The sequence below is a fragment of the Paenibacillus dauci genome, assembly GCF_000971985.1.
Taxonomy (GTDB): Bacteria; Bacillota; Bacilli; order Paenibacillales; family Paenibacillaceae; genus Saccharibacillus; species Saccharibacillus dauci.
The window spans coordinates 595,707-622,068 of the sequence record NZ_LAQQ01000001.1 but is presented as its reverse complement, the minus strand read 5'-3'; the positions used below and the strand labels follow the sequence as shown (position 1 = coordinate 622,068).

Sequence of the window (26,362 nt, the reverse complement as noted above, 5' to 3'; positions counted from 1 at the left end):
TAATCATACACTGCTTTATTAAAGGAACTCCTATAAATATGTAGGAGTTCCTTTGTCGTTTATTTTCAGTTTACTTGGACAAGCTATAATCTAACAGCCAGGATTAATTGATTCATTTATATAGTAATCTCTCTGGCGCACTACACGAACGTGAATGAAAGGAAATAAAAACAATGAACACAGAAAAATTAATAAGCTCTCAAGAAAATCATTTTAGAAAAAAACGAAAGCTTCTAAAAATCTTTGGAATAGGTTTGCTGTTTATCGCCGTGCTTCTTATAACGGTGGTCATTAATATCGCCACTCATCCTACGCTTGCTGTCATCGCGATACAAAAAATATTTTATAGCCATTTTCTCGGTAGGGTACCCAATTCGTTTGAGCCTGTACGTGAGCCTAATATTATTATGAAAAAAAATGGGATATGGTACCGAAATGATTTGAAGTATGACAGTACCTACCCGAACAGCTACCTTGATATATCTTATCCTGATAAAAATATCAGCGTGAAAAGGCCTACAGTCCTGTATATCCACGGTGGTGGCTTTTTCGCCGGAAGTAAATACGATGGAGATCCCCTGGCCATTGGAACCAAAGTCTGCAACAGTCTATTCGATGAAATTGTGCTAAAAGGATACAATCTGGTCAATATTGATTATGCCTTGGCACCAGAGTACCATTATCCGGTTCCGCTAATTCAATTGAATCAAGCCATTCATTTTGTAAAACAGCATAGTAAAGAACTGGGATTGGATATGAAGAATGTAGTAATAATGGGTGGATCTGCGGGTGCAGTTATGACCGCTCAGTATGGATTGATTGTGACACAAAAAAATTATGCCAGTGCCCTTGGTATTGAGCCTGCTATTTCACAAGATCAGATTAAAGCGCTTGTTATAGATGATGGTCCTTTAAAAACGAAATGGATGAACTGGGGAACGGCAGCGATGATCAAAAACTATTTTGGCACTAATGACCTTGATGGAGAACAAGGAAAGCAATTTGATGTGGCTTCCTATGTGGATGGCAGCTATATTCCTTCATTTCTGGGAGCTGGTAATACCGGTAGCTACTCCAGGGACATGCAGCATCTATACCGTACTTTACAGGAAAAAGATGTGGATACCGAATACTATTATCGTGATCAGACCTATGGAGAATTAGGGCATGGATTCTTGATTCAGTCCACTTCAAACCAGTATGCAAAAGAGTATTTCGAGCAGATTATGGCATTTGTAGGTCGGCATATTGAGTAGAAAGGTTCTTGATATTGGATTCGGAGGTTGAAAATTGCGATTTCTATAAATTGTTTTAAATGCATTTGAGCGAATGTTCGGGATCATTTTACAAAAGCAAGGATATGTGAGTGTAGAGCAATTTTTAAGGAGTGTTCGCTTTATAATCAGTTTAATATGGAAAGGTGGTTACTTCACCGCGATGGACGAAAAAGTATATATATCTACAAAATCCAAAAAACTGGATTTTTTACTTTGTTTATTTTTTGGTGTGTTTGGTATACATCGATTTTATGAAGGGAAAATAATTACTGGTGTGCTGTATCTTGTTACACTAGGCTTTTTGGGATGGGGTATACTAATGGACTTGATGCAAATCATCCTAGGATGCAGGCTGGATAAGCAAAAGCTACTTATTGGAAATCGACATACAGATAATGGTAAAAATTTAAAAATTTTATCCATTATCGTAGCAACCATCCTTTGGCTTCTGATCGTCTTTTTGGTAGTAAGATATATCACCGATATGCCTATGGTCAAAGAGAACTATTACAACGAAGTTAATGCTGCAGCGAAGCTGGAAAAGAAATATACACAACTCGGAGAATATAAGGTTCATTTTGTTGAGTTTGATAGTCAGGAAAAGTTATATGCTCAGTATAAAGTTTGGTATCCATCTGTACTGAAACAGAGCAACAGTGTGAAATTGCCAATTGTAATTATAGCCAATGGTACTGGTGTTCCCTTTTCCAAATTTAGTCCAATATTTGAACATTTGGCTTCCTGGGGATTTGTAGTAGTCGGTAATGATGACGATGCTTCATGGACAGGGCTGTCTTCTTCCAAATCCCTAACTTTTATTCTCCGGTTAAATGAAGATAGCAAGAGTCTTTTTTATCACAAACTGGATGTGAAAAATATTGGAATATCTGGACACTCACAAGGCGGCGTCGGTGCAATAAATGCTACAACTGCTTTCCCTAATAGTAACAGGTATACATCGATCTATACGGCTAGTGCCACATCCCTAGAGCTTGCTAATGCGCTCAAATGGAAATACGATGTGACAAAAGTCAATATACCTTATTTTATGGTTGCTGGGACGGGTGATATAGATGGCAAGACGATTACGCCCCTTGCTTCCTTGAATAAAAATTTTGATAGATTGAATAAGAAGGTACCTGCTGTTATGGCACGAAGAAAGAAGGCCGACCATGGTGAAATGCTGACTTATGCGGACGGATATATGACGGCGTGGTTCCGTTATACGCTTATGAATGACAAAGAAGCAAGTATAGTATTCAGTGGACAGCATGCTGAAATTGCCGAAAACTCAACCAATTGGCAGGATGTACGAATCCAGAATATGCATTAGAAACTCAAAATATGGATCGGATAAATTCCTGTTGGTAGATTGTTAATTTGATATTGAACAAAGGAGGGATTTACCTATCAACGGTAAGTTCCTTCTTTGTTGTTATTATAAATCATTTCCATATTATCTTATTCAAGAAGAAGACAAACTCTGCTATATTCCTTCTGTAAGCGCTTTACATATTGAGTTGATTGATAACCTGCACTGTATGAATTCTATACCGTGATCTAATTTATTAAACCCCACCCATCCCAAAGGAGCGATGTAAATGAGCAATCTCAGGCACTGCACCATCGGTATCCTCACCGCCATGCTGGCACTGACGCCTACCCTGTCAGCCATGGCACAATCCGTAAGTACACCATCTTCATCCGTAATTATAGAGAACCGTAACGCCAAGCAACTAACGGTCGATCTGGCAGATCGCAATGCGACCCGATCGACCAGATCCCTGTTTGTCTATCTGGATCAGCTGCAGGGCAAGGAAATCATCTTCGGTCACCAGCATGCGACAACCGAGGGGATTGCTATCACTGCCCATGACGGCAGCCAGTCGGAGGTGCAGAATTCGGTCGGGGATCTGCCGGGGATGTTTGGCTGGGATACGCTCAGTCTGGAGGGCAAGGAGAAGCCGGGTGTATACGGCGGAACGGCGGAGCAGAGCCGAGATGAGCTGGTACGGGTGATGAAGTCGGCTTATGAGCAGGGCGGGGTGCTGGCACTCAGTTCACATATGCCGAACTTTGTGACCGGCGGTGACTTTTATGATACCAAGGGCAATGTAATCAGTCATATCCTGCCAGGTGGAGACAAGCACGCGGAGTACAATGCTTTTCTGGACAAGATCGCGGACTTTGCCCTCCATCTAAAAGATGATCGGGGTGAGGAGATTCCGGTGATCTTCCGACCGTTCCATGAGCAGAATGGTGGATGGTTCTGGTGGGGTGCGCCGTACCGGACAAATGAGCAGTATATCGAGATCTATCGCTACACCGTTGAATATCTGCGTGATGTCAAAGGGGTACACAATTTCCTGTATGCGTTCTCGCCAAATGTTCCTTTTAACGATAGCCGGGAGACGTATCTGGCTACCTACCCGGGAGATGACTATGTGGATATTCTCGGACTGGATGCCTACTATGACGGTAACACGCCAACGTGGTATGACAACGTGGTGAAGGACGCGCGTCTGGTCGTCCAGCTGGCCGAGGAAAAAGGCAAAGTTCCGGCATTGACAGAATTTGGCTATTCCAATGTGAAGCCAATGGGTACCAGGGACCTGCAGTTCTATACCCGGCTGCTGGCTGCGATCAAGAACGATCCTCAGGCGAGCAAGCTAACGTATATGCTGACCTGGGCGAACTTTGGCACGGATTCGATCTTTGTCCCTTATCGCAATGCACCGAATGGACTTGGCGATCATGAGCTGCTGCCGGACTTTACCGACTTTTACGCTGATCCATATACCTCCTTTGACCGAGAAGTGCAGGCTGAACAGCCGTATGATCTGCGGGTGAAGACAGAGCAGGAGCAGCCGTTCCTGCATATTGTCTCTCCAACCAATAACGAGACAGTACGGCTGAGTGAGCCTTCGACACTTCGCGTGCGTATTCTGGATGCCAAAATAGATCGGGTGACTTACCAGACCCGTACCGATTTGGCCGAACACAAGCTGACGCGCGATCGAAAGGGAATGTACTATACGGCTAGCTGGCAGCCGGATGCTGCGCTTGCGGAAGAGGGTACTCCGCTGACCGTCAAAGCCTATCTCAAAAACGGACAGGTGCTTACTCAGACGATTCAGGTCTATGTAAGCGACAGTGAAGGCAATATTGATCCACTGGTGGTGGATACTTTTGAGACGTACAAAGGAAGCAATGAACTACTGGATAATGCCTATACACCGGCAGGCGATCCTAATACGATCTCGCTGGATGCCGTGCAGAAGCAGGATGGACGCTATGGGCTGAAATATGACTATACACTGGCTGCACAGGGATACACCGGAGAGTCACTGAATATGCGGGGTGCCGATTGGACCGGCGCGGATGCGCTGCAGTTCTGGATAAAGCCGGATGGTAGCGGTAACAAGCTGGTGATTCAGGTCAATGCAGGTGGAACTTCCTTTGAAGCGTATCCTTCACTCCGCGGTACAGAAGCAGGCGTGGTGAAGATTCCATTTAGCGAATTCAAGCCTGCATCATGGGATACGGCGAACGCTGGCAAGACGATGGATGCAGATGCACTGCAGGATATTCGTATGTTCTCGATCTATGTGAATAAAGGGGGAGATGTGGACGTGCCTGAGGGTACGCTGTATTTTGACGATATTCGTGCTTATAACGAAGGAGCAGCAGTCAAATAGCCTACTGGTAAAAGCGGGATACATTGCATTTGCTGTCGCTCATCCTTTGTGACAGAATCCACGGAATTTGACTTCCTTTTGCCTGGGCTTTTATAATATGAGGCATCCGCAAAATCAGCAGGTGCTAATTCAGGGTAATAGAACCTGTGAAGAACAAGCGACCTGTCACAAATCAACGGAGGTGCGAACATGAGCCAACCTATCGAACTATTCGCAGATTATGAACAAATTATAGATTATTATACGATTGTCGGAGAATGGGAAATCTGGCTGCAGCATGCCAAGCTGGGCAAAAGCCAGGTAGCGATCCGGGTCAAACAGGATCGTAACGGACAGTATTTCCATGACGTCAGCCACTTTTACCAGCCGGGCAAGCAGTCGGCACCGGATGTACTGGAGCAGCCGGGACAGCATAGTCCGGAAGCGGCGATTCGCCACGCGATGAATCAGCTGCTGACTCATTACCGCGCAGATGACGCCGAAGCAGAATGGATTGTGAATGAGAATTTCTGAGGAATAAAATGAGTAATATACAGCAAGATAATATACTACTGCAAATGACAGGAAAGAAAAGCCGGGAGAAGGATTACCTTTTCCCGGCTTTTCTTTGCGAAGTGAATGTGAATAGGTACGAAAACAGAATAGAGATCGTCGCTGTCCTCTAATAGTTACTAATTAGATATGGTGCTATTGGTAGCTGCTGCATGCAGATGGTATTAACGGCTCGGTCCGGATAAGCGTCGAATCGTCAGCTGATCGAAATCAATCTCAACCGTAAGATCATAAAATTGGTCACTGTAGCCATCCATCCAGTTCTCGGGACCCTCCTCGGAGTAGAACCAGAAGGTCAGCCAATGCTCATGCTTGAGATAACATTGCTCCGCACAATCAATCGAGCAGAGCGATAGGTCCATAGATAATGGATGGGACCGAGGAAGAGACCATTTCGAAGTGATAGGTGCCAGTTCATCAGCTAGCTGCTGTGCAGCTTCGACAGCCAGAATGAGATATAGTGCATAATCAGCTCCAACGAGCTGCTCTGCCATCTCGTCCTGCCGCTCTGTACCCATAGCAGCCAGCAGTGCAGGAACATACTGACGATTGATATTAAAAATGCTATTCGGAAATTTAAAGTTGGGATGGGAAAAATAATTAGATGCATACATAGCATTCACCTCGGTGTGAGTTGGTTATTTTTTTGATACAATACAAATGAAGTTAATATCAGCAGGAAAAGAGGATTTAATGTATGAAAGACAAAGTTAAAGGGTTAGTCATAGGTATAGCGATAGGCTCCCTGCTCACAGGCGCTACCGTTGTAGCTGCTCAGGATGTACACGTACAAGCGATCAAGGAGAAAATCAGTATGTTCGTTGACGGCAGCTCCAAAGGCAGTACACAAGCGCTGATCTATCAGGGAACAACGTATGTACCGGCGCGAAGCATCAGCGAATCACTGGGCAAATCGATTGGTATGTACGATCAGAATCTATACATAGGCAAGCAGCCTGTTGTAAAAGTCACTGAACAGCAGGCTATTCAGCTGGTACGCAAAAAATACAAAATTGCTGAATCTTCCTATCTCTATGTAGAAGTCGATTCCGAGACGTCGACCAAATATACGGTACATGTATATGAAGTTGTCCAGGACGATGCGGAGACCAGTCACACTGCAACCTATGGCTGGTACGATGTGGACAAGTTCACTGGCAAAATCACATCCATGTTCTAAATAAGAAGAGGTAGTCGCTTAACAAGGCTACTAGGTATCACGTGACATACCGATTCTACTGTTGTTCATGGTACCGGAAGATATGGCATAGACGCAAATAGATAGAGGTTAATCCTGTCTATGCGTACTGTGCAGATCCTGCATCAGCCGAATCATATCCCGACACTGAATTCCATTCTCGTAGATCGGTTCCTCATAATGACGGACAAAGAAATCCAGATCTACGCCAACAATTCGGAATCCACATTTCTGATATAAAGCAAGCTGATGGATACTGGAATTGCCGGTACCCATCTCGATTGTATGATAGTGCTGCTCCTGTGCAGTGTGGATAGCATGCTGCACGAGCTGCTTGCCAATGCCCTTGTTCTGGTGGGATTCGGCTACGGCTACATTGACCAGTTCAACCGTATGCGGACGTGTCGGCAGCAGTACGTACACGCCGATGACGTCTTGCTCTTGGCGGGCAATATAGCATTGGCCGCGTGTGAGATAGTCTTTTATGATAGCCGGTGAAGGATCGGCAGATAGCAGCAGTTCCATGGGTGGAGTTTGTTCGGATGATAGAAGGTCAATAGATATCATATTCTGCACCTCGCTTGGTATGTAAATCGTTGTTTTTTAAGCTAAGACACGATTAGTATTGTAATAAATATACTGTGCAAGTCATTAAATCGGCAAGAAATACATACTTGAATCACATACATTAGAGAATAGAAGTTCGATTTGACATAAAAAGCTCAAACATCAGTCTCGATATGGTCTCAATCATTATTGATGCCAAGAAATCGCTGCTGATCCGAAGCAAGGATTAAACAGTTATTTGAATGAACTGTTAATAATATAGCTATAGATAAAAACGATTCAATAGACGAGGAGACTGAGATTATGGGATGTGATATTACACTTTTTTGTGAAGGATATCTGTGGAGGAAATGGATTAATATCGACTCTTACTATAGAAGTGATGATTGGGCAGAGTATATGGTTACAGAAGATCAGGGTTTTATTCGTACAAGTCTGCTCAATGGAGTTCGCGATTATGGGCTTTTCTTTTTATTGGCAGGAGTGCGAGGAGACGGGGATAAGGAGAGCTATCTGCCTCTTGATTTTGTCAGAGGTATTCCGGATGATATGGATCAGTTGATAAGAAAAAGATACGAAGAAGATTACGATATAGATTTCGATAAAGAAGAAAATGGAGATTATCATCATGCTTCTTATTTTACTCTCAAAGAATTAAAAGATAGTGGATACGGTGATATTATGCCACTTCAAGGTTGGGTAGAGCCTGACGATTATGCTAAGCATGAAGAATGGATGGCGAATGGGAGGAGATACCAACTCCCTTTTATTGATGTCAGATGCGGCCAACCGGACAATGAAAATCTGATCCTCAAAGAATGGAATGGGTATCTTAATTTGAATTTTACTGATCTGATAGAAGAAATGGAAAAGATGAAAAAAGAACGAATGATTCGCAGCGATGAGGAAATAAGAATTATTTTCTGGTTTGATAATTAAATGATAGGTGGTTTTCAACTAACTAAGAAGAACTAAAAACAGGAAAAAGCCACTACGTACTGCAGCTGCTTTTTCCTGTTTTGCTATAAGATTGCAACTGTAATCCATTGTGAATACAAAGACGTATTGTTACCCCTTCACAGCTCCAGCTGTTACCCCGCCAATAATCCATTTCTGCGCAAACAGATAAAAGATCATGATCGGAATCATGGATAGAATAATCGCGGCAAACGCCATGTTCACCTGTGAAGTATACTCTCCGAAGAACTGGAACTGCACCAGCGGCAGCGTGGAGGCTTCTTTCTTTTGCACCAGAATCATGGATACGACAAAGTCATTCCATGCGCCGAGCGCACTGAGTACCAGAATCGTCGAGTTGATCGGCTTGAGCAGCGGGAAAATAATGCTGTAGAACGTCCGGTACCGTGATGCTCCGTCGAGCACGGCAGATTCTTCCAGCTCTTTGGGTACCGTTTTGATAAATCCTACATACAGAAATGCAAAATATCCAATCTGCACTCCGGTTAGCGCAATAATCAGTCCCGGAATGGTATTAAGCAGACTCAGCTCACTCCATGTTTTGTACAGCGGGAACATTAGCACCTGGAACGGCAGCATAATACTGGACATGAACAGATAGTAGAAGAAATTATAAAAACGCGTATTATTCCGGGCAATCACATAAGCAGCCATCGAACAGACCGCAATCGTCAGTGCGACTGTACCGACCGTTGTCAGCACACTATTGCGCAGCGCGAGAAAGAAGTTCGAAGCTTCGATCGCTTCCGCATAGTTGGACCAGGCGATATGCGTTGGGAAAGCGAGTGGACTCTGTGCCGTCTCAACCGGTGTCTTGATCGAGTAGACTACAGCAATGTAAAAGGGGAACAGAAACAATATCGCGATCAGATACAGTAGAGCGACACGCAGAATCTGCGACCATTTGCGGCGCGGACGAGGTTCTTGTACCTGGACGGCAGCAGCGGCTGGATGAGTTGTATTCAATACTCCACTTCCCTTCTGCGGAAATAGCTGGTAATAATGACGGTTACGATCAGGATAAAGATAAACAGCACCAGGGCTGCCATTTGTCCGTAGCCGGCTTTGAAATAAGGGAATTCATAGTTATAGACATACATGGCGAGCGTCTGGGAAGAGGTACCAGGGCCACCTTTGGTAGCGACCATCGGATAATCGAACTGTCTCAGTCCGGTACCGATCCAGAGCGGAATACAATAGGTGAAAGCCGGCAGCAGCAGGGGTACTGTGATCTTGGTGAATTGCTTGTAGCTAGTAGCACCATCGATGCGGGCCGATTCGTACATGTCTTTGGGAATCGTCTGCAGTCCGGCATAGTAGATCACCATGGCAAGACCGATTTCTTTCCAGACACAGATAATGGCGATCCCGATCATGACGGTAGTCGGGTTACCGAGTAGTCCGCCATCGGTCTGGAATAGAATCGGGAAGATATCGCTGTAGATGTACCGCCAGATAATCGCTGCCAGTACGAGACTGATCACCATGGGCATAAAAATAAAGCTTTTGAGCAGATTCACGCCGGGGAACTTGGTGTTCAGCGCTACCGCGAGCAGCAGACCGAATACATTGATACAGATTGTGGTGATTACGGTGAATAGCAGTGTATTCTTGATCGGATCGAGCAGCTCGGTATCGGTGAACAGCAGCTGCAGATTACGCAGCCCGACATAGTCATACGTTGGCGCGATGCCATCCCAGTTGGTAAAAGCAATATTCAGGCCGCGTATAAACGGAAAGACCACGACGAGCACAAAGAACAGCAGGGCAGGAATGATAAAGGTAAACTTGACCCATTCATCCCGGATTCGATGCGTCATAACGCTCACCTCCATAGTTCATCAGGATTAAAATTCATTGCATCGTCTAACTTGTATGTAGTATCAGGCGGATACCGATAGAGAGCGGTAGTCGCCTGATACTGTAGATTGAGGAATTAATTCATTCGGTTGATTTTGCCAAAGTCGTCATCCAGTTTTTGCAGCAGCTCATCGACGCTGCGGGTAGCCGGATCGGAGACGAGGAAGAACGTCATATCCTGTCCGAAGGTAGTATCATACTGTCCATACCAGAGTGGTTTCACCTGGTTGTTGACCACTTTACCTGATTTGAAGATTTCCTGGAATTCGCTAGCAATCGGGTCTTGTTCTTTAGGTTTGATATCGTCAGAGATCGTGCTGATCGTCTGTACGCCATCTGCCCAGATCTGTGCACCTTCATCGGAAGCCATGAATTCGAAGAACTGCTTGGCAGCATCGAGATGCTTGGAGTTAGCGCCGATCATCCATGTATCATCGGTAGAATAAGTCATTACATTCTCATCTGGGTTGTCAGTCGCGGGATACATGAAGACACCGAAGTTGCCTTCCGGATTGTAGCTGCGAATCGTACCGATTGCAAAGCTGCCCATAATATCCATGGCTGCTTTACCCTGGGCGAAATACTGCAGTGAACGGTCATAGTCGATATCTTTGGCATCTTTGTTGGCGTGACTACTCAGTTCATTGAGACGCTGCAGGAAATCACGATAGCCCGGGATATCGGAGAATTTTTTCTCGCCGGACATGATCTGTCCAGGGTAATCCGGGTTATCCTTGAGCAGGTTGCCGAACATATCCGGGAACATGAAGCTCATGTAAGAAGCGCTATCTTTCCAGGAAGCGGCAAATGGCGTGATTCCTTTGGCTTCCAGCTTTTTGGTCACATCGACCAGCTCGGAGTAGGTTTTAGGCACTTCTACACCTGCTTTTTTGAACAGGTCTTTATTGTAAATAACAGCGTTGGTCATCAGATCAATCGGCAGGCCATATACTTTGCCATCATAGGAGACATTGGGCAGGTAATCCGGTTTAACCCGTTTCATAAAGGACTCATTGGTCAGATCGAGGAAGGCACCGGACTTGGTGATATCGACCATTCCCTGAGGACGTCCAAAAATGATATCCGGCTGATCATCGGCAGCCACTTTCATTTTGATATTGTCGTTATATTTGTCTACCGGCATCACCTGGATATCAAAATTGATATTCGGATGAAGCTCGGTAAACTTGTCGGTCAGTTTTTTGAAGGTATCGACTTTGGGCTTCTCGACCATATAGTGTGTGACTGTGAGTGTTACTTTGCCATCCGCGTCACCATTTGAGCCCGAAGATGCTCCGGAATTGCCGCATCCTGCAAGACCAATCGAGCATACAAGCAGCAGTGATAAAAAGAATCCGGTTTTTTTCATTATTCAACCTCCAACAATGTATTATTGTAAGCGCTTTATTCGTGTATTATAGAATGCACCATCCATAATTTATATAATCAATTGGTTATAAATTTATAAAAAATATATTTTTATATTAACTATGAATTTAGTATTGAAAGCGTTAACATTTTGTAAGATAATGTCAGCACTAATATGAACGTGCAATGGAGGAGAGATTTTTATATCGGTGGAATAATCAATAGATAACACGTATAAACGTATATTTGTACCAGCATATAGGATTTCTATTTTCAGGAAAATGAGGTGGTAGTTAATGAAAAAGATTCCTCTCTACAAACAGATCAAACAGCATATCCAGCAAAAAATCACATCCGGTGAACTACGTTACCGTGACCGTGTACCTTCGGAACAGGAGATGATGGAAGAATACCAGGTCAGCAAAATCACCGTCAAAAATGCAATGATCGAACTGGCTGAAGAAGGATGGGTCAAGCGAATTCAAGGGAAAGGAACTTTTGTGTCGCTGGAGCCGGGAGCACGTCCTCTGACAGCTACCCAGACAGGAACCGCTTATTATCCCTATAACCAGCATGCTGCTCCAGCTCCGGTAATTGGTCTGATTATTCCGACTATGAAAACACGCGTAATCCAGAAGCTGATCGATTATACAGAGTATTATGCCAACCAGGCAGGCTACCAACTTATTCTCCATATTACACGTGAATGCGCTACTAATGAGACGGAAGCGATTCGCCAGCTCACGGATCGTCATGTGCAGGGAATCATTGTTTTTCCAACCGAGGACGAGAAATACAGCGAATCACTGCTCAGGCTGTCGCTGGACAAGTTTCCTTTTATATTCATGGATCGGTACTTACGCAATATTGAGACATACCGGGTAACCTCGGATAACTTTGCAGGTGCCTACCAGACCGTATCGTATTTGCTGGAAAAAGGGCATCGGCATATTGCTTTGATCTCGCCGGACAATACGAATACAGCGATTCAGGATCGTACACTTGGACTGGAGCATGCTTATATGGATCAGCATATTTCGATTGATAAAAATCTGCTCTGCCACGTACCGCTGGATATTTTAAGAACAGCTGGAGCGCAGGAGTATGTAACTGATTTTTTGCAGCGTTATCCGTATAGTACGGCAGTATTTGCACTCACGGCAGAAGCAGCAGATCTGACGCTTGCTTCTTTGCACAGGCTGGGCAGGGTAGAGCAGACCGAGATTATTTCATTTGATGATCCGGGCTTACCGGGTGTCGCCTGTATCATGCAGGATGAGCAGACGATGGCGATGTGGGCAGTCAAATTGCTGCAATCCCAAATGGAAGGAGAGTACAGCCCTCAGGAATATGTAGTTCCTGTACGGCTGAATTTTCTGGAAAATACACTATAAATTACGGTTATGCGTAATATATTAATTAAATAAAGTGAAATAATTACAGTAAAGTTAGATTCAATGGGTACTTATACAGGTGAATGATTGCTAACAGATTGAAATATCAATATAGATGACAGGATAGGAGGAGTGAGAAAAATGAGCTGGGCTGAAGTAATCTCCCAGAGATACCGAGTGCACAAGGAATTCAAGGAAGAGATTGAGGAGGTACTGAAGTCATGCTTGCAGGAACTGGAGGATTTAAGTGTACCTACCAGTCTTAGTCTAACCAGCCATTACCCACTGGAGTGGATGGTTTGTATTGGTCTCAAAAAGTTTATTCTCAAAGGCGATGACATTTACCGTGCCAAGGAAATGCATGATGGCAATGGGCTAGTGCATAGTCATGATCGGGATACGCAGGAAGTCATACAAGAACTACTGTTGGAGGAATTCTCCAAAAAGTTCTGAATGATGAACATGAAATCCTGCGAGGCTAGTAGCAATCATTCGGCAACTAACTTCAAATAGACTACATATAGCATCCGCGAGGGTGCTATTTTTTTGTCGTATGATCCGGTATGCTGGCGACAATCAGGACAAATAGAGAAGATCTGCAGTACAGCTAGTCTGGAAGGCGCATCCTGGTTTATGTGAACAAAGTCGCGAAAATAAATAACAGCAGAATAGCCGTTTACGCCAGAGGGCAAAGGGTAATAATACACTGTAATATATTACATTATATGGAATATTACAAAATGACTTCAAGGAGTGAGCACAATGGCAAATGATAATGATAACAAAATGAACAGAGAAGAAGCAGGACGTCTGGGTGGCGAAGCAACTTCGAATAATCATGACAAAGAATTTTATCAGGAAATTGGCCAAAAGGGTGGAGAATCCACTTCTGAATCTCACGACAAAGAGTTCTATCAGGAAATCGGTGAAGAAGGCGGCAAGTCCCGCAGTGACTCCGATGGTATGAGCCGCGAAGACGCAGGACGTAAAGGCGGACAGACACGTTCCAATAATGATATTAATAATATTAATAACAACGACTAAGTACTGTTATGGATTAGATGATCCCAATCATATAGAAGAACTGAATACACAGCTAGAGTTAAACGGGCCGTTATCCTTACGGCTCGTTTTTTTGTATACATAGTGTTATGAGTCTATTCTGCCTATCGAGATCGCAAAAATTACTGCAGCTGTATATTTAAGGTTTATGAAAGGTTGGCATCAATAAGGTGTAAGGTTGCCCGCCTATACTTATCCTTGTGAGCACGAACAAGGAGGAATATACATGACTACTATGCTAAAAGCGGTAAACATTCAAAAAACATACGGCAGCCGGGGCAATCTCTATCCGGCATTAAACGGGATTGATCTGGAGATTCAAAAAGGGGAATTTATCGGTGTAATGGGACCTTCCGGAGCAGGAAAATCTACGCTGCTTCATGTACTGTCCACTATCGATAGCCCTTCATCCGGTGAGATTCAGATTGCCGGTCAGCAGATTCTGTCCATGAATGACAGCCAGCTGTCCGACTTCCGTCGCGAGTCACTCGGATTTATTTTCCAGGATTATAATCTGCTGGATACATTGACCGTACAGGAGAATATTGCACTTCCGCTGGCACTGTCCCATGTGCCGGCGCGGGAGATCAAGCAACGTGTGCAGCAGATAGCGTCAACCTTTGGTATAGATGATTTGCTGGATAAATACCCGTATCAGATCTCTGGCGGACAAAAGCAGCGGGCCGCCGCTTCCCGTGCCATGGTGAGCCAGCCGGAACTGATTTTTGCAGATGAGCCGACAGGAGCACTCGATTCCAAATCAGCTGCCAATCTGCTGGATAACCTGGCTCTGCTGAATGAACAGGAACAGGCGACGATTATGATGGTTACGCATGATGCTTTTGCTGCAAGCTTTTGCAAGCGGGTGTTGTTCATTGTAGATGGATGCATAGCGATGGAGCTGCACCGAATGGATAGCAAGCGGCAGCTATTTCTGCAGCGAATTCTCGATGTGCTTGCTTCATTCGGAGGTGATCCGCAATGACGCTGCTCCGGCTGGCGAGTCGCAATCTACTGAATAATTTCCGCAGTTACTTTTTGTATTTTGCTTCGATGGTATTCAGTGTATTGATTTATTTTATGTTTGTCTCGTTAAAATATGACACTACGATCCAGCAGCAGGTAAGTGGATCGCTCAAGATTGGTTCTGCATTTAATGGAGCTTCGATTGTACTGATTATTTTTGTGGCTATATTCATCTGGTATTCGAACAGCTTTTTTACACGCAAGCGCAAAAAAGAAGTAGGTATGTATTCCTTACTCGGTGTAAGCAAAAAGCAGATTGGCTGGATGTTATTTTATGAAAATTTCATGATGGGTGTGCTTGCACTGGCTGTAGGAATCATCATGGGTGCTTTTCTGTCAAAATTCTTTGTGATGCTGTTAATGAAAGTAATGGGCTATGAAGCAATTGGGCATTTTGTGCTGTCTGCGCCGGCTGTTATCAATACAGGTATCGTCTTCCTCATTCTGATACTACTGACCTCGCTGCATGGTTACCGGCTCATTTATCGATTCCGGCTGATTGAATTATTCCAGGCCGATCAACGTGGAGAGTTGGCACCGCGTGCTTCCCTGTTGCTGGCGCTGTTATCTCTGATCATGATCGGTACGGGGTATGGACTGTCTCTTCAGAATTATATGGAATCAGTCATCTGGCGGCAGCTGGGATTTGTGATGACACCCATGTTAATTCTGGTCCTGGTGATCTCCGGCACGTATCTGCTGTTCAATACGCTCACTGTGTATCTGCTGGGATTAATGCGCAGCCGCAAAAGCTATTTCTGGCGAGGGATTCATCTGGTCAGCATCTCTCAGCTGCTCTACCGGATCAGGGGAAACGCGATGATCCTGACAGTGATTACCGTGCTTAGTGCCACTACACTGACAGCAGGAGGCATGGCATACAGTCTGTATTATCAAAATGAAAAGAGCATCTTGCTCTCCGATCCCAACAGTCTGATGTTTCTCTCGGGGGGCGATGCTGCAGATACCAAGATCGAACGATTGATTCATGAAAGTCGGGGAGTGGATGTACGTTATCATGAGAAGCTCTCTGCACTGGAAATGACTGTAGATATGAGCTCGATTCCCAGTGCGATTACCGGTTCCAAGCAGGTATTTACAGTTATTCCGGTGAGTAGCTATAACCAGCTGGCTGATTGGCAGGGGAACAAGGAGAAGCTGAATCTTCGCGGTGAAGAAGCGGTAGTACTGGATGCAGGTTATTCACAGCAATTTTCACCCGCTTATCAAGGGGCATCGCTTCATTTGCATGCCGGTAAAGTTACTCGCAATATTCATGTAATCCAGCTGTGTCCCTATAATGTACTGAATTCAGGGATAGCAGGAACGGTCATTGTACTGCCAGATGAAGCCTTTACTATTCTGGCTGCACAGACGACTCCTGTACCGATGCAAATATACGGCCTGGATGGAGGTCGTCAAGAAGCTCGGCAGCTTGCAGATACACTAAAGCAGCATCTGTCCGAATCTTCCCATTTGTCCAGCCAGGCAGAAGATTATTCTGCAGGCATGCAGGTATTTGGAGTATTGATCTTTATGAGTGGTTTTCTGGGTCTTGTATTTCTGGCGGCGACAGGTAGTATTCTTTATTTCAAGCAGCTGACCGAAGCGCATGCCGAAGTAGATCGTTACGCCGTTCTGCTCAAGATCGGGGTCAAGCGCTCTGAGATCCGCAAATCCGTGTATCAACAGATGTTGTTTATTTTCGGACTTCCTCTAATTGGAGGGATGGCTCACTGCGTTGTAGCCCTCACCGGTATCTTCCGGCTGATGTCTGCCAATATAGCGGTTCCGGTGACCATCTGTATGGTGGTATATGGCATACTCTATCTTGTATATTACCTATTCACCGGTCATCAGTATTACCGGATTGTTACACAGTCCGCAACCCACTAAATGATATTCAAGGAGACTGAAAATGATGAAAAAATGGATGATACCCGTATCCGTAGTGATCGTTATTCTTATGGCAGGTGTTGTTATTCTTCAGAATGTTAATTTTAATCGTCTGGGCACAGATCACTATTATGTACACACCCAGGGACAAGGCAAGAAATCGGAAGACCGAACCAGTAATGGCGAGATTTATACCAGTTATGAATATACATTGCCTGCATCCGATACCGACGGAGCAGGGATGACGCTTACTTTTACTGCTGGCAAGCAGCTACGCGAGGGAGCCTGGCTGATGGTATATGTCAAAGATGGCGTAGTAACTTCCTATCAGGAGGTACAGCAGGCTGACGTGCCGGCTGCGGCGCAGAGCAAGTTGGCTGCGTCCAGTCAGGAGGGAACGCAGTGATTCCATCTATTCCGCAAAAAGAACGTATTGTCTCACTCGATATTATCCGTGGTATTGCCCTGTTCGGTATTTTACTAGTCAATATCAAAGGGTACATTGTCTATACAGAGGAGTTCCCATCTTTTCATGGTATCAACCACTGGCTGGAAATGCTATTTGATGTGCTGATCGAGAAGAAGTTTTTCTCTATATTTTCTTTTTTGTTTGGTGTAGGATTTTATATATTTGCTTCACGGGCAGAGCAGCGGGGAGATCGTCCACTATGGCGATTTACCCGCCGCCTGATAGCGATGCTGCTGATAGGTATTGTGCATCTATTCTTTTTCTTTGGCAGTATTTTGCCTGTATACGCTGTGGCAGGACTGGTATTGCTGCCATTTTACCGTGCTCGTGTGGTGACTATAGTCTGGTGGCTGATCGGTCTGGTGATTGTGTATGAAATGGGAGCAATCGCTGGCTTGCTGCTGCAGCTGAATGATATTCCAGGCCAGCTGGTGCTGCCCTGTCAGTATCTGAATAGTCTCAGCAACGATTTGTTATTGATTATCATTATGTTTATGGCTGGTTTTGCGGCAGCCAAGTCAGGCATGATCCAACATATGGATCGCTATCGTCATCGTCTGGGTCGCATCAGTCTGGGTGCGCTGCTGCTCTTCCTTCCACTGGCAGCCGGCAGTTTTTATACTGCTATCGTGTATGGATATGAGCTGGAACAGAATATGCTGAGGCTGGAAACGATACCGGGAACCGTTTTTTACCTGGCTTCGCTGTTTTGGATCATGAATTCGTCCCGGATGCAGCAGATGTTCCAGCCAGTGGCTCGTGTAGGGCAGATGGCACTGACCAATTATTTTACCCAGAATCTGATCGGTAATGCTATGATTGCCCTGATGGGAATGACTATAATTTCTCCACTGGCTTCAATAGGTATGGCACTGGTAATTTACGGTATACAAATGGTAGGGACATTGATATGGTTCCGATACTTCACGATGGGACCGATGGAGAAGCTGTGGCGATGGATGACGTATGGGCGTCAGTTGCCGGTCAAGAGTCAGGGTTGACTCTGTATAGTTATTCGAATAATCAGGAGGGGTGTCATGTCTGCAGCTGGCAGGAAAGTATTAATTATTGACGATGAAGAAGATATTCGAAAATTACTCAAGACTGTTCTGGACAAGGAAGGTATCCCGCAAGTGATAACCGCGGGAAGTGTAGCGGAGGGAATGCAGCAGTTCCGCGAGCAGCAGCCGGATCTGGTACTGCTTGATATCATGCTGCCGGATGGAGAGGGATATGAAGTCTGTCGCCAGATCCGGAGCATCTCACGGGTACCAATTCTGTTCTTGTCCGCCCGTAATGAAGAAGTCGACAAGCTGCTAGGTCTGATGATCGGCGGCGATGATTATATTACCAAGCCATTCAGCCCGAGAGAAGTAGCTTACCGGGTAAAGGCGCAACTGCGTCGCTCGGAATATTTGCAGCCGGAAGCCGAACAGGATTTCATTTTGGAAGCAGGTCCATTTGTATTCAATGAGCAAAAAGCCGAACTTGTCAAAAATGGCCGTATTATCGAACTTAAGCCCAAAGAGCTGGGGATGATGAAGTATTTTATGCAAAATATCAATCGGGTAATCAGCAAAGAAAGGCTGTATGATGTCGTCTGGGGAGAGGACTTTATCGGGATGGACAATACGGTAATGGTGCATATCCGCAGATTACGGGAGAAAATTGAAGAACAGCCATCCCAGCCGGAATATCTGATTACGATCAAGGGACTGGGCTACAAGCTGATGATCGGGGATTGATACATTATGAAATGGAAGCTTACCGGACGCTATCTGTTGTCTGTAGTGCTGGTCGTTATCGTGGTTGTAGGGATTAATCTGATACTCTTGATCAGCGGTCTGATTATGCGCAGTGCTGTGCAGGTACCTCAGCTGCTGTCCAGTTCCACAGCAGCTGAAGAGTTTACCCGTTCTTTTGGCGATCAGATTGAGAGCAAGGCCGGACAGGTCAATATTACACCAGAAGGCAAGCACCAGCTGGAGCAGCAAAATGCCTGGGTGCAGATATTGGATGAGCAGGGCCGACAGCTCTATACTTACCGAACTCCTGCCGATTTGCCGCAGGCGTATACGCCCGCCGAGATTATCCAGATGTACAAGTACAAGGAGCTGGATATGGAGACGACCCTGTTTATGGGCAGTCGGAGTGAAGGGACTCACAAGTACAGTTACTTTATAGGTATTCGTGACCGTAATTTAAGCCGGTATGTATTTTTCCTTGATCTGGGCGCTTTTCTGTCTATTGCCCATATTGGCACCTATATTATCGTGCTGGATATACTGATTGCGCTGCTGATCGGTTACTTTTTCAGTAAGCGGTTAACTCAACCTCTGTATGCATTGATGGATAAAATCAAACGGCTGGCGAGCAGTGATTATTATGTGGATGATGCTCCTAAAGGAATCTATGCCAGTGTATTCTCCAATCTGAACGATCTGTCCAACCGGTTGCAGGCCAATGAAGCAGAGCGCAGCAAGCTGGATCGTATGCGCGAAGAGTGGATTGCCAATGTATCTCATGATATCAAGACGCCGCTCGCATCTATCCAGGGATTTGCCGAGATGCTCCGGGATGCGGATTATCAATTCACGCTGGAGGAGATCCGCGAATATGCCGGGATTATCGAGAACAAATCCGTATATATCAAGGAAGTGATCGAGGATCTCAATCTCACCACTCGTCTACGCAACAAAGTGTTGATACTTAACAAGCAGGAAGTCAATCTGGTCAGTCTGCTGCGCAATATACTGATCGATATTATGAATGATCCGCAGTATGCTGCGCGTGATCTGGAACTGGAAGCCGGAGAGGAACCGATCATGAAGCAGGTGGATGAACTACTGCTGCGCCGAGCCATCAACAATCTGGTGTATAATTCCATCCTGCATAATGAGCCGACCGTACAAATTAGAGTAACGGCCTATCAAGCAGAGCGCATTCACATCATTATCGAAGACAACGGCAAAGGAATCAGTCCCGAGGAACTGGATCAGATCTTCAACCGATACTACCGGGGAACGAACAGCGGCGAAGCACACAAAGGCTCCGGACTGGGCATGGCAATTGCCAAAGATATTATTCAGGAGCATAACGGCAGTATTTCGATTCAGAGTACACCGGGACAGGGCACACGTATCGAGATTATTTTATAAAATGGTAAAGGATATTCGGAAATTCGTTGCAGACTGTTCGTTTATTCATTTCCGCTTAGTTCCAGTTCAGATGTTCCCTCTCACACGTGATATTTAATAGAAAGTAATTCTACAAAATGAAATATTTTCAGTACAAATGGTTGTATCGAAGCAGCTCCCAAACCAGAAGGGGATGGAGGTAATTGATACAGCCATTTTTGTTATGCCACCGTATAGAAGAGTAAAATTGCAATTCTGAGCTATCCATGCTATATTTTGACCAGAAAACCAAAATAGTTTTTTGGTCAAATCATAATATTAGATTAGATAAGGATAAGATCTATAGGAGTAAAAGTATGATAAAGCCTGGCAATGGCGGATGGTCTGTTGTGTACAGAAAGGGAGGGAATCATGCAACAAATGGACGATATGGATCACACGATCAAATTATCATTTATGCTGGATCATTTACCTGAGGGAGGATATACACAGATGACCGATCATCGTTCAGATGAGAGATATATCAAAATTATCAATACAGCGCGGGAGGTATTCTCGATGCTGGGTTACAAGGCAACGACGGTTGACCGCATAGCCAAAAGCGCAGGTATCAGCAAGGGAGCAATTTATCTATTTTTTGAGACCAAGGAAGAGATTCTGATTGCGGTTATGGATAATTATATCCGCGAGATGATCAGTAATGCTGAAGAGGCGATGAATGGAGAAGGTACACCGACGGAGCGTCTATACCGTGCTATTCATGCCTGTATTGTCTATCGCAAAAATCTCTGCATTGTCGACAAGCTGCTACTGGAACAGGGACAATTTGGCACACCGGTATCACAGAATGCATTAAACAAATTCAGCGAAGCAACGATCTCTTCCGTCCAGCAGTTACTGGACAAAGCCATCGCGCAGCAGCTGATCCGGGAGCAGAATACGCAAGTGACGGCTTTTGCGCTGGCTCATCTGTATGAAGCGCTCACTTCGCAGTGGGAACTGAGCCATGAACCGCTGGAAGATAGTGTTATTTTTGAAATGCTGCGCAAAGTATTGATGTAATACACAGAAAGTGCAGCCGCCGGATGGGAAATAGTCATTGTACAGTGAAGGAGTCCATATACATGAGTAAACCATATCGTTCCATATGGATCAGTGGAGTTGTGCTGAGTATGATGCTGACAGGATGTTCGGCAGCACCTGCTGCTGTTCATCCTGCCAATACGGTATCGCTGATCCAGGTCAAGGAAACACCACTGACGACTATTTATGATCTGTCAGGCACTCTGCAAGCCAGAACGTCTTCGCCGGTATCTTTTGAAATGGGTGGTACTGTTGATTCACTTGGCGTTGATATCGGAGCTACGGTTAACCAAGGAACCATACTGGCCAGGCTGGATACCGATGATCTGGATCTAAAAGTAGCCGAAGCGCAGCAGGCTGTACAGCAGGCAGCTGCCGGCCAGAGCAGTGCTACTGCGTCGCTCAGCAATGCACGAGCTGTACGAACAGCCGCCGAAGCCAGTGTAGCAGCTGCTCAGGCACAGGTAGAAGGTGCACGTAGCAAGCAGCAAGGTGTACTGGATGGAGCACGCAGCCAGCAGAAAGCCCAGGCCCGCAATGCAGTCAGCAAAGCACAGGCAGCTTATAATCAGGTTCAGTCAGCAGCCAAGCGGGCAGAAGCACTGTATCAGAATGGCCTGCTGTCCCAGCAGGAAAATGAACAGGCACAGACGGCGTTATCCAATGCAGAGGCAGTCTTGAACGATGCCAAAGAGCAGCTATCCCTCACCGTGGAAGGCGCAAGTACTTCCGATCGTGCCAGTGCTGCTGCTGCGGTCAAACAGGCCCAGGTTGGTATCGAGTCTGCACGTGCCAGCGTATCACAGGCAGAAGCAGGCATCCAGCAGGCAGAGGCTGGTGTCGAACAGGCGCAGGCCAGCTATGATCAGACAAGGGTCGCGCTGGATCAGGCACGTCTTGCCCGATCCAAGTCAATGCTGAAGTCGCCTCTAAGCGGCGTTGTTTTGGACAAGACCATTAGTGCAGGACAGGTAGCTGGTGCAGGAACAACCGCATTTACAATCGGCGAGATTGATCATCTCAAAGTGCTGCTGCCTGTACCGGATAGCGAAATCGGTCAATGGAAAAAAGGGCAACAGGTAAGTATTACACTCTATGATGAACAGCGTACCGGTACAATCACAACCATTTATCCCAAAACCAACGACAATACCGGATCGATCAGTGTAGAAGTACAAATTGCCAATCCCAAGCATGACTGGAAGCCCGGTCAGGTGGTCAAAGCTTCCCGCCAGATCGGAGCGAAAAAGGGGATTATGGTACCTATCGCCGCCGTGATCAGCACGGATGATGCTCCCTATGTATTTCGAAATATCAATAGCAAAGCAGTACGTACTCCGGTTCAAACCGGCAGTCTCTATAATAATCAGCTGGTCATCACGAGCGGTCTGAAGCCTGGCGATCAGATCGTCACATCGGGAGCGGATCGGTTGTTCGATGGTGACCCGATTCAGGGACAGAACAAGTCGTCTGCGCAGGGGGCTGGACAGCAATGATTGAATATATTGTTAAAAAGCGCAAAATTACGCTGTTGTTCTTCGGCATGCTCATTCTGGTAGGGGCTGTTAGCGGATTCGGACTGCCCAAGCAGCTAATGCCCGATATTATCGTCAAACAGGCTACGGTCACTACTACGTATGCAGGAGCGACACCGGAACTGATGGAGACGACGGTAACCCGTGTACTGGAATCGAAGATCAAGGAAGTATCCAATCTGAAGACGGTAAGTTCCATCTCAGGAGCAGGTATATCGGTTATTACGCTGGAGACCCAGCCAACAGCAGATGCACCGGCTGTATGGAATGAACTTCGCAAAAAGGTAGAAGACGCAGAATCCGATCTGCCGGATTCCGCCGACAAGCCGGTTATCAATGATAATCTGACCAAATCGTTTGTGCAGTCATTTGCCATTTACAACAAAGACTATAATCGTCTGCTCGGACTGCAGGATCTGATGACAGACTGGAAAGATCAGCTGCGTTCGGTAGAAGGCGTGACTGATGTAACAGTCAATGGACTGCCGGAGCAGCAGGTGCGTATCGAAGCGGATATGTCCAGACTTCAGCAGTATGGTATTCCCTGGGAAGCGGTTATGAAGGCTATCCAATCCGAGAATGACCGGATACCTACGGGTACGCTGGACTATAAGGATCGCAGCTACCAGCTAAAAGTACCGCTGAATTATCAGGTGGATAGTCTAAAGGATATCGTGGTGTTCCGATCTTCCAAGGGAACGCCTGTATATCTCAAGGATGTAGCTACAGTCAAAATGACGATCGAAAAAGCCGAGTATATGAGCTATTATAACGGCCAGCCGTCGATCTCGATTCTGATTAACAGCGAAGTGGGTTCTGACGTGCCACAGGTCTATGAACGCGTCAATGCCAAAATGGCAGAGCTGGAGCCGACACTGCCTGCTTCTATGAAGATCACTTCGTTATTTGCCCAAAAAGACGAGACGGATCGCATATTTGGCAATCTGCTGCATGAGACCATGATTGCGATTGCTGTAGTTGTCATTGTATGTATGCTCGGTCTGAACTGGCTGACCTCATCCTTTGTCGCTCTGGCGATTCCGATCTCGGTTGCGATTGCGATGATCCTGCTGCCTGTAATGGGAATTACGCTCAATCAGATTACGGTGGTCGGACTGATTATTGTACTGGGGATTCTGGTCGATGATGCGGTCGTCGTTAATGACAATATTGAGAGGCGGCTGTCCGTGCTGCGGGAGAATCCGCATGATGCCGCTATTCGCGGAACCAAGGAAGTAGCGATCTCGATTCTGACCGCTACTTTATCTACGATCGCTGCCTTTGCGCCTCTAATGTTCCTGAGCGGGGATGTGGGTGCCTTTATCAAGCCGATTCCGGTCGTTATCTCACTGGCAATGCTTGCTTCTATGGCGATGTCGCTGACCATTATTCCGATTTTTCGGGAATGGTATGAACGCCGCAATCTAATAAAAGGCAAAAAAAGCCGCAGCGACAAGCCGGTTGGCCTGCTGGGCAAACAGATCCAGATGGCATCGGATGCATATGCCCACAAAATGATGCCACGTGTATTGAAGCGTCCTACGCTGATTGCACTGCTTGGGCTGATTATCAGTACAGCCATATACGGATTGGCGGTATTTACACCTGTTCAGCTGTTCCCGCGCTCCAGCAATGCGGAGCTGACGATGGATATTACGATGCCTACCGGTTCGTCTATCAAAGATACCAACAAGACCGTACAGCAGATCGCCGCTTGGGTCAAACAGCAGCCCGGTGTACAAAATATGTCCTATTCTGCTGGAGGAACAGCCCCGCCGCTATTTTATAATATTACGAATATTGCCAGTTTCTCGACCAATCATGCACAGATTCTACTTAAGGGAGACAATAATCAGCTGGACAGCACGCAGGCAGTTACCGATTGGCCACTGCTGCTCAAGCAGAGGTTCCCTCAGGTTAGCACCGCTGTCAAGCAGACCGAATTGGGTATTCCGGTAGGTAAACCCGTCTCAATCCGGGTCACTGGTACCGATCTCGAAGAGCTGCGCAAGCTGACCGAACAGGTCAAGAATGTTGTTGCTTCCGCCAGTGGTACCAGCAATATTACAGACACTATGGGAATTCAGAATTACACGCTTGATTTTGAAGTCAACAAGCCTGCTCTGGATCGTTACAATGTGAGCTACGAGAACCTGACCCGTACACTGCTAATGATGGGAACGGGTGTCAGTGTAGGCGATTTTGATAATGGCAAGGATCTGGTCGATATCAAAATTTTTATGAAAGATGCCTCTACGGTCGATCCGTCAATTTTGTTCCAGCAGGTCAATGTGACTAACGCCGATAATGTACAGGTGCCGCTGTCACAGCTGGTTGAGATTCGTCCAGCCTTTTCGATCAAGCAGATTAATCACTACAATCTGTCACGTGTCAATACGATTGAAGCGGATGTAACCGGTCGTACCGCTACAGAGGTTATGAAGGATGTGAAAGCTGGACTGAACCAAATCCAGTTCCCGCAGGGATACTCATGGGAAGCAGGTGGAGAGACGTCCAAACAATCGGATATCTTTATTGATCTGGCCAAGCTGTTCGCTGTCGTGGTTGTACTGATCCTGATCCTGATTACGATGCAATTCTATTCGTTGTGGATTCCGCTGATCGTGATGACGACAGTCTATCTGGCTGCGGCAGGTGGCGTACTGGGCTTATTTATCAGTCAGACGCCTATCGGCTTTATGTCGATTATGGGGATTATCTCGCTAGCGGGTATCGTTGTACGTAACGGTATTGTACTGATTGAATTTATCGAGGATGCCCGGAAGGAAGGAATGGAGATGAAGGAAGCGATTATTCAGGCAGCTTCTGCACGTTTTCGTCCGATTCTACTGACATCGCTTGCGGCAATTGTAGCACTGCTGCCTATGGCGACAGTAGGGGAAGAGCTGTTCCGTCCACTGGCAATTGCGATTGTGTTTGGATTGGTTTTCTCGACTATACTGACATTGTTCGTCGTTCCGTCACTCTATATGGTACTGGCTAGACGCGATGACAAACGCAAAGCCCGGCGTGTGCAGGAAGAAGCGCAGTATCAGATCAGACTGGCTGAATCTGGCAGAGAAAAATGATCTATCTATAGGAGCAGAGAGCGCATCATTCTCCAATGGTTCCCGTAATGCTGTTGATTGACATCCATTACAGCATGCCAACCAACGATTTGATCTACACTACGAAAAATAAAAAAAGCAATCGCTCGCTCGCGGGAATGACGAAGCTGCTGTCATTTCACCAGATCGGGTGA

At 45.8% G+C, this 26,362-nt stretch carries 23 protein-coding genes; 18 read left to right on the top strand and 5 right to left on the bottom strand.

Going from position 1 to position 26,362, the window contains the following annotated elements; genetic code table 11:
- Positions 1-173 precede the first annotated feature (173 nt).
- From WH46_RS10105 to WH46_RS10090, 4 genes are all read left to right on the top strand, one after another.
- Positions 174-1,256, top strand: coding sequence for an alpha/beta hydrolase (locus WH46_RS10105; protein ID WP_046226615.1), 1,083 nt, complete (start codon positions 174-176; stop codon positions 1,254-1,256).
- A 181-nt stretch (positions 1,257-1,437) separates the two neighbouring features.
- Positions 1,438-2,610, top strand: a complete 1,173-nt coding sequence (locus WH46_RS10100) for an NINE protein (RefSeq protein ID WP_231584318.1) — start codon at positions 1,438-1,440, stop codon at positions 2,608-2,610.
- Between the two features lie 268 nt (positions 2,611-2,878).
- Positions 2,879-4,975 (top strand): glycosyl hydrolase, encoded by a 2,097-nt coding sequence (locus WH46_RS10095; protein WP_052714187.1) that lies wholly within the window; start codon positions 2,879-2,881, stop codon positions 4,973-4,975.
- Positions 4,976-5,164: 189 nt separating this feature from the next.
- Positions 5,165-5,488 (top strand): hypothetical protein, encoded by a 324-nt coding sequence (locus tag WH46_RS10090; RefSeq protein ID WP_046226614.1) that lies wholly within the window; start codon positions 5,165-5,167, stop codon positions 5,486-5,488.
- Positions 5,489-5,691: 203 nt separating this feature from the next.
- On the opposite strand, the gene WH46_RS10085 is transcribed toward WH46_RS10090, so the two are convergent.
- Positions 5,692-6,141 (bottom strand): hypothetical protein, encoded by a 450-nt coding sequence (locus tag WH46_RS10085; protein ID WP_046226613.1) that lies wholly within the window; start codon positions 6,139-6,141, stop codon positions 5,692-5,694.
- An 83-nt stretch (positions 6,142-6,224) separates the two neighbouring features.
- Between WH46_RS10085 and WH46_RS10080 the strand changes: the two genes are divergently transcribed.
- The gene (locus tag WH46_RS10080) at positions 6,225-6,707 is read left to right on the top strand and encodes a hypothetical protein (RefSeq protein WP_046226612.1); all 483 of its coding nucleotides are present in this window, start codon (positions 6,225-6,227) and stop codon (positions 6,705-6,707) included.
- A 108-nt stretch (positions 6,708-6,815) separates the two neighbouring features.
- Here WH46_RS10080 and WH46_RS10075 read toward each other — a convergent pair whose 3' ends face one another.
- Positions 6,816-7,289: a GNAT family N-acetyltransferase gene (locus WH46_RS10075; protein ID WP_197088278.1), complete on the bottom strand. Its 474-nt coding sequence runs from the start codon at positions 7,287-7,289 to the stop codon at positions 6,816-6,818.
- 306 nt (positions 7,290-7,595) lie between these two features.
- Between WH46_RS10075 and WH46_RS10070 the strand changes: the two genes are divergently transcribed.
- Positions 7,596-8,231: a hypothetical protein gene (locus tag WH46_RS10070; RefSeq protein ID WP_046226610.1), complete on the top strand. Its 636-nt coding sequence runs from the start codon at positions 7,596-7,598 to the stop codon at positions 8,229-8,231.
- A gap of 129 nt (positions 8,232-8,360) precedes the next feature.
- Here WH46_RS10070 and WH46_RS10065 read toward each other — a convergent pair whose 3' ends face one another.
- From WH46_RS10065 to WH46_RS10055, 3 genes are all read right to left on the bottom strand, one after another.
- Entirely contained in the window at positions 8,361-9,236 is an 876-nt protein-coding gene (locus WH46_RS10065) for a carbohydrate ABC transporter permease (RefSeq protein WP_052714186.1), read from the bottom strand.
- Positions 9,233-10,090: a carbohydrate ABC transporter permease gene (locus tag WH46_RS10060; protein WP_046226609.1), complete on the bottom strand. Its 858-nt coding sequence runs from the start codon at positions 10,088-10,090 to the stop codon at positions 9,233-9,235. Before WH46_RS10060 ends, WH46_RS10065 begins: the two co-directional genes overlap by 4 nt.
- Before the next feature lie 116 nt (positions 10,091-10,206).
- The gene (locus WH46_RS10055; protein WP_046226608.1) at positions 10,207-11,499 is read right to left on the bottom strand and encodes an ABC transporter substrate-binding protein; all 1,293 of its coding nucleotides are present in this window, start codon (positions 11,497-11,499) and stop codon (positions 10,207-10,209) included.
- A gap of 295 nt (positions 11,500-11,794) precedes the next feature.
- On the opposite strand from WH46_RS10055, the gene WH46_RS10050 reads away from it, so the two are divergent.
- The 12 genes from WH46_RS10050 (at position 11,795) to WH46_RS09995 (ending at position 26,189) form a co-directional block, all read left to right on the top strand.
- Complete coding sequence (locus tag WH46_RS10050; protein WP_046226607.1) at positions 11,795-12,892, top strand: GntR family transcriptional regulator; 1,098 nt, start codon at positions 11,795-11,797, stop codon at positions 12,890-12,892.
- A 141-nt stretch (positions 12,893-13,033) separates the two neighbouring features.
- Entirely contained in the window at positions 13,034-13,345 is a 312-nt protein-coding gene (locus WH46_RS10045) for a hypothetical protein (RefSeq protein ID WP_017813037.1), read from the top strand.
- A 309-nt stretch (positions 13,346-13,654) separates the two neighbouring features.
- Positions 13,655-13,936, top strand: coding sequence for a KGG domain-containing protein (locus WH46_RS10040; RefSeq protein ID WP_017813038.1), 282 nt, complete (start codon positions 13,655-13,657; stop codon positions 13,934-13,936).
- Positions 13,937-14,180: 244 nt separating this feature from the next.
- Positions 14,181-14,939 (top strand): ABC transporter ATP-binding protein, encoded by a 759-nt coding sequence (locus WH46_RS10035; protein ID WP_017813039.1) that lies wholly within the window; start codon positions 14,181-14,183, stop codon positions 14,937-14,939.
- Complete coding sequence (locus WH46_RS10030; protein WP_046226606.1) at positions 14,936-16,876, top strand: FtsX-like permease family protein; 1,941 nt, start codon at positions 14,936-14,938, stop codon at positions 16,874-16,876. Before WH46_RS10035 ends, WH46_RS10030 begins: the two co-directional genes overlap by 4 nt.
- 22 nt (positions 16,877-16,898) lie before the next feature.
- The gene (locus tag WH46_RS10025) at positions 16,899-17,282 is read left to right on the top strand and encodes a YxeA family protein (RefSeq protein ID WP_017813041.1); all 384 of its coding nucleotides are present in this window, start codon (positions 16,899-16,901) and stop codon (positions 17,280-17,282) included.
- Positions 17,279-18,346, top strand: a complete 1,068-nt coding sequence (locus WH46_RS10020; protein ID WP_017813042.1) for a DUF418 domain-containing protein — start codon at positions 17,279-17,281, stop codon at positions 18,344-18,346. The genes WH46_RS10025 and WH46_RS10020 overlap by 4 nt, the downstream gene beginning before the upstream one ends.
- Positions 18,347-18,382: 36 nt before the next feature.
- Positions 18,383-19,090 (top strand): response regulator transcription factor, encoded by a 708-nt coding sequence (locus WH46_RS10015; protein WP_046226605.1) that lies wholly within the window; start codon positions 18,383-18,385, stop codon positions 19,088-19,090.
- A 6-nt stretch (positions 19,091-19,096) separates the two neighbouring features.
- Positions 19,097-20,503 carry a sensor histidine kinase gene (locus WH46_RS10010; RefSeq protein WP_046226604.1) on the top strand — a complete coding sequence of 469 codons (1,407 nt, stop codon included), beginning with the start codon at positions 19,097-19,099 and terminating at the stop codon, positions 20,501-20,503.
- Between the two features lie 390 nt (positions 20,504-20,893).
- Complete coding sequence (locus tag WH46_RS10005) at positions 20,894-21,544, top strand: TetR/AcrR family transcriptional regulator (RefSeq protein ID WP_046226603.1); 651 nt, start codon at positions 20,894-20,896, stop codon at positions 21,542-21,544.
- A gap of 62 nt (positions 21,545-21,606) precedes the next feature.
- Positions 21,607-23,061 (top strand): efflux RND transporter periplasmic adaptor subunit, encoded by a 1,455-nt coding sequence (locus tag WH46_RS10000; protein ID WP_046226602.1) that lies wholly within the window; start codon positions 21,607-21,609, stop codon positions 23,059-23,061.
- Positions 23,058-26,189, top strand: coding sequence for an efflux RND transporter permease subunit (locus WH46_RS09995; protein ID WP_046226601.1), 3,132 nt, complete (start codon positions 23,058-23,060; stop codon positions 26,187-26,189). The genes WH46_RS10000 and WH46_RS09995 overlap by 4 nt, the downstream gene beginning before the upstream one ends.
- Positions 26,190-26,362: the final 173 nt, after the last annotated feature.

What these genes read in the sequence shown, in the direction of transcription:
- WH46_RS10060 (WP_046226609.1), bottom strand. Translation starts at nt 10,090, where the DNA reads ATGACGCATCGAATCCGGGATGAATGGGTCAAGTTTACCTTTATCATT.
- WH46_RS10070 (WP_046226610.1), top strand. Translation starts at nt 7,596, where the DNA reads ATGGGATGTGATATTACACTTTTTTGTGAAGGATATCTGTGGAGGAAA.
- WH46_RS10010 (WP_046226604.1), top strand. Translation starts at nt 19,097, where the DNA reads ATGAAATGGAAGCTTACCGGACGCTATCTGTTGTCTGTAGTGCTGGTC.
- WH46_RS10000 (WP_046226602.1), top strand. Translation starts at nt 21,607, where the DNA reads ATGAGTAAACCATATCGTTCCATATGGATCAGTGGAGTTGTGCTGAGT.
- WH46_RS10105 (WP_046226615.1), top strand. Translation starts at nt 174, where the DNA reads ATGAACACAGAAAAATTAATAAGCTCTCAAGAAAATCATTTTAGAAAA.
- WH46_RS10085 (WP_046226613.1), bottom strand. Translation starts at nt 6,141, where the DNA reads ATGTATGCATCTAATTATTTTTCCCATCCCAACTTTAAATTTCCGAAT.
- WH46_RS10025 (WP_017813041.1), top strand. Translation starts at nt 16,899, where the DNA reads ATGATGAAAAAATGGATGATACCCGTATCCGTAGTGATCGTTATTCTT.
- WH46_RS10035 (WP_017813039.1), top strand. Translation starts at nt 14,181, where the DNA reads ATGACTACTATGCTAAAAGCGGTAAACATTCAAAAAACATACGGCAGC.
- WH46_RS10045 (WP_017813037.1), top strand. Translation starts at nt 13,034, where the DNA reads ATGAGCTGGGCTGAAGTAATCTCCCAGAGATACCGAGTGCACAAGGAA.
- WH46_RS10080 (WP_046226612.1), top strand. Translation starts at nt 6,225, where the DNA reads ATGAAAGACAAAGTTAAAGGGTTAGTCATAGGTATAGCGATAGGCTCC.
- WH46_RS10030 (WP_046226606.1), top strand. Translation starts at nt 14,936, where the DNA reads ATGACGCTGCTCCGGCTGGCGAGTCGCAATCTACTGAATAATTTCCGC.
- WH46_RS10015 (WP_046226605.1), top strand. Translation starts at nt 18,383, where the DNA reads ATGTCTGCAGCTGGCAGGAAAGTATTAATTATTGACGATGAAGAAGAT.
- WH46_RS10095 (WP_052714187.1), top strand. Translation starts at nt 2,879, where the DNA reads ATGAGCAATCTCAGGCACTGCACCATCGGTATCCTCACCGCCATGCTG.
- WH46_RS09995 (WP_046226601.1), top strand. Translation starts at nt 23,058, where the DNA reads ATGATTGAATATATTGTTAAAAAGCGCAAAATTACGCTGTTGTTCTTC.
- WH46_RS10055 (WP_046226608.1), bottom strand. Translation starts at nt 11,499, where the DNA reads ATGAAAAAAACCGGATTCTTTTTATCACTGCTGCTTGTATGCTCGATT.
- WH46_RS10090 (WP_046226614.1), top strand. Translation starts at nt 5,165, where the DNA reads ATGAGCCAACCTATCGAACTATTCGCAGATTATGAACAAATTATAGAT.
- WH46_RS10005 (WP_046226603.1), top strand. Translation starts at nt 20,894, where the DNA reads ATGCAACAAATGGACGATATGGATCACACGATCAAATTATCATTTATG.
- WH46_RS10040 (WP_017813038.1), top strand. Translation starts at nt 13,655, where the DNA reads ATGGCAAATGATAATGATAACAAAATGAACAGAGAAGAAGCAGGACGT.
- WH46_RS10050 (WP_046226607.1), top strand. Translation starts at nt 11,795, where the DNA reads ATGAAAAAGATTCCTCTCTACAAACAGATCAAACAGCATATCCAGCAA.
- WH46_RS10100 (WP_231584318.1), top strand. Translation starts at nt 1,438, where the DNA reads ATGGACGAAAAAGTATATATATCTACAAAATCCAAAAAACTGGATTTT.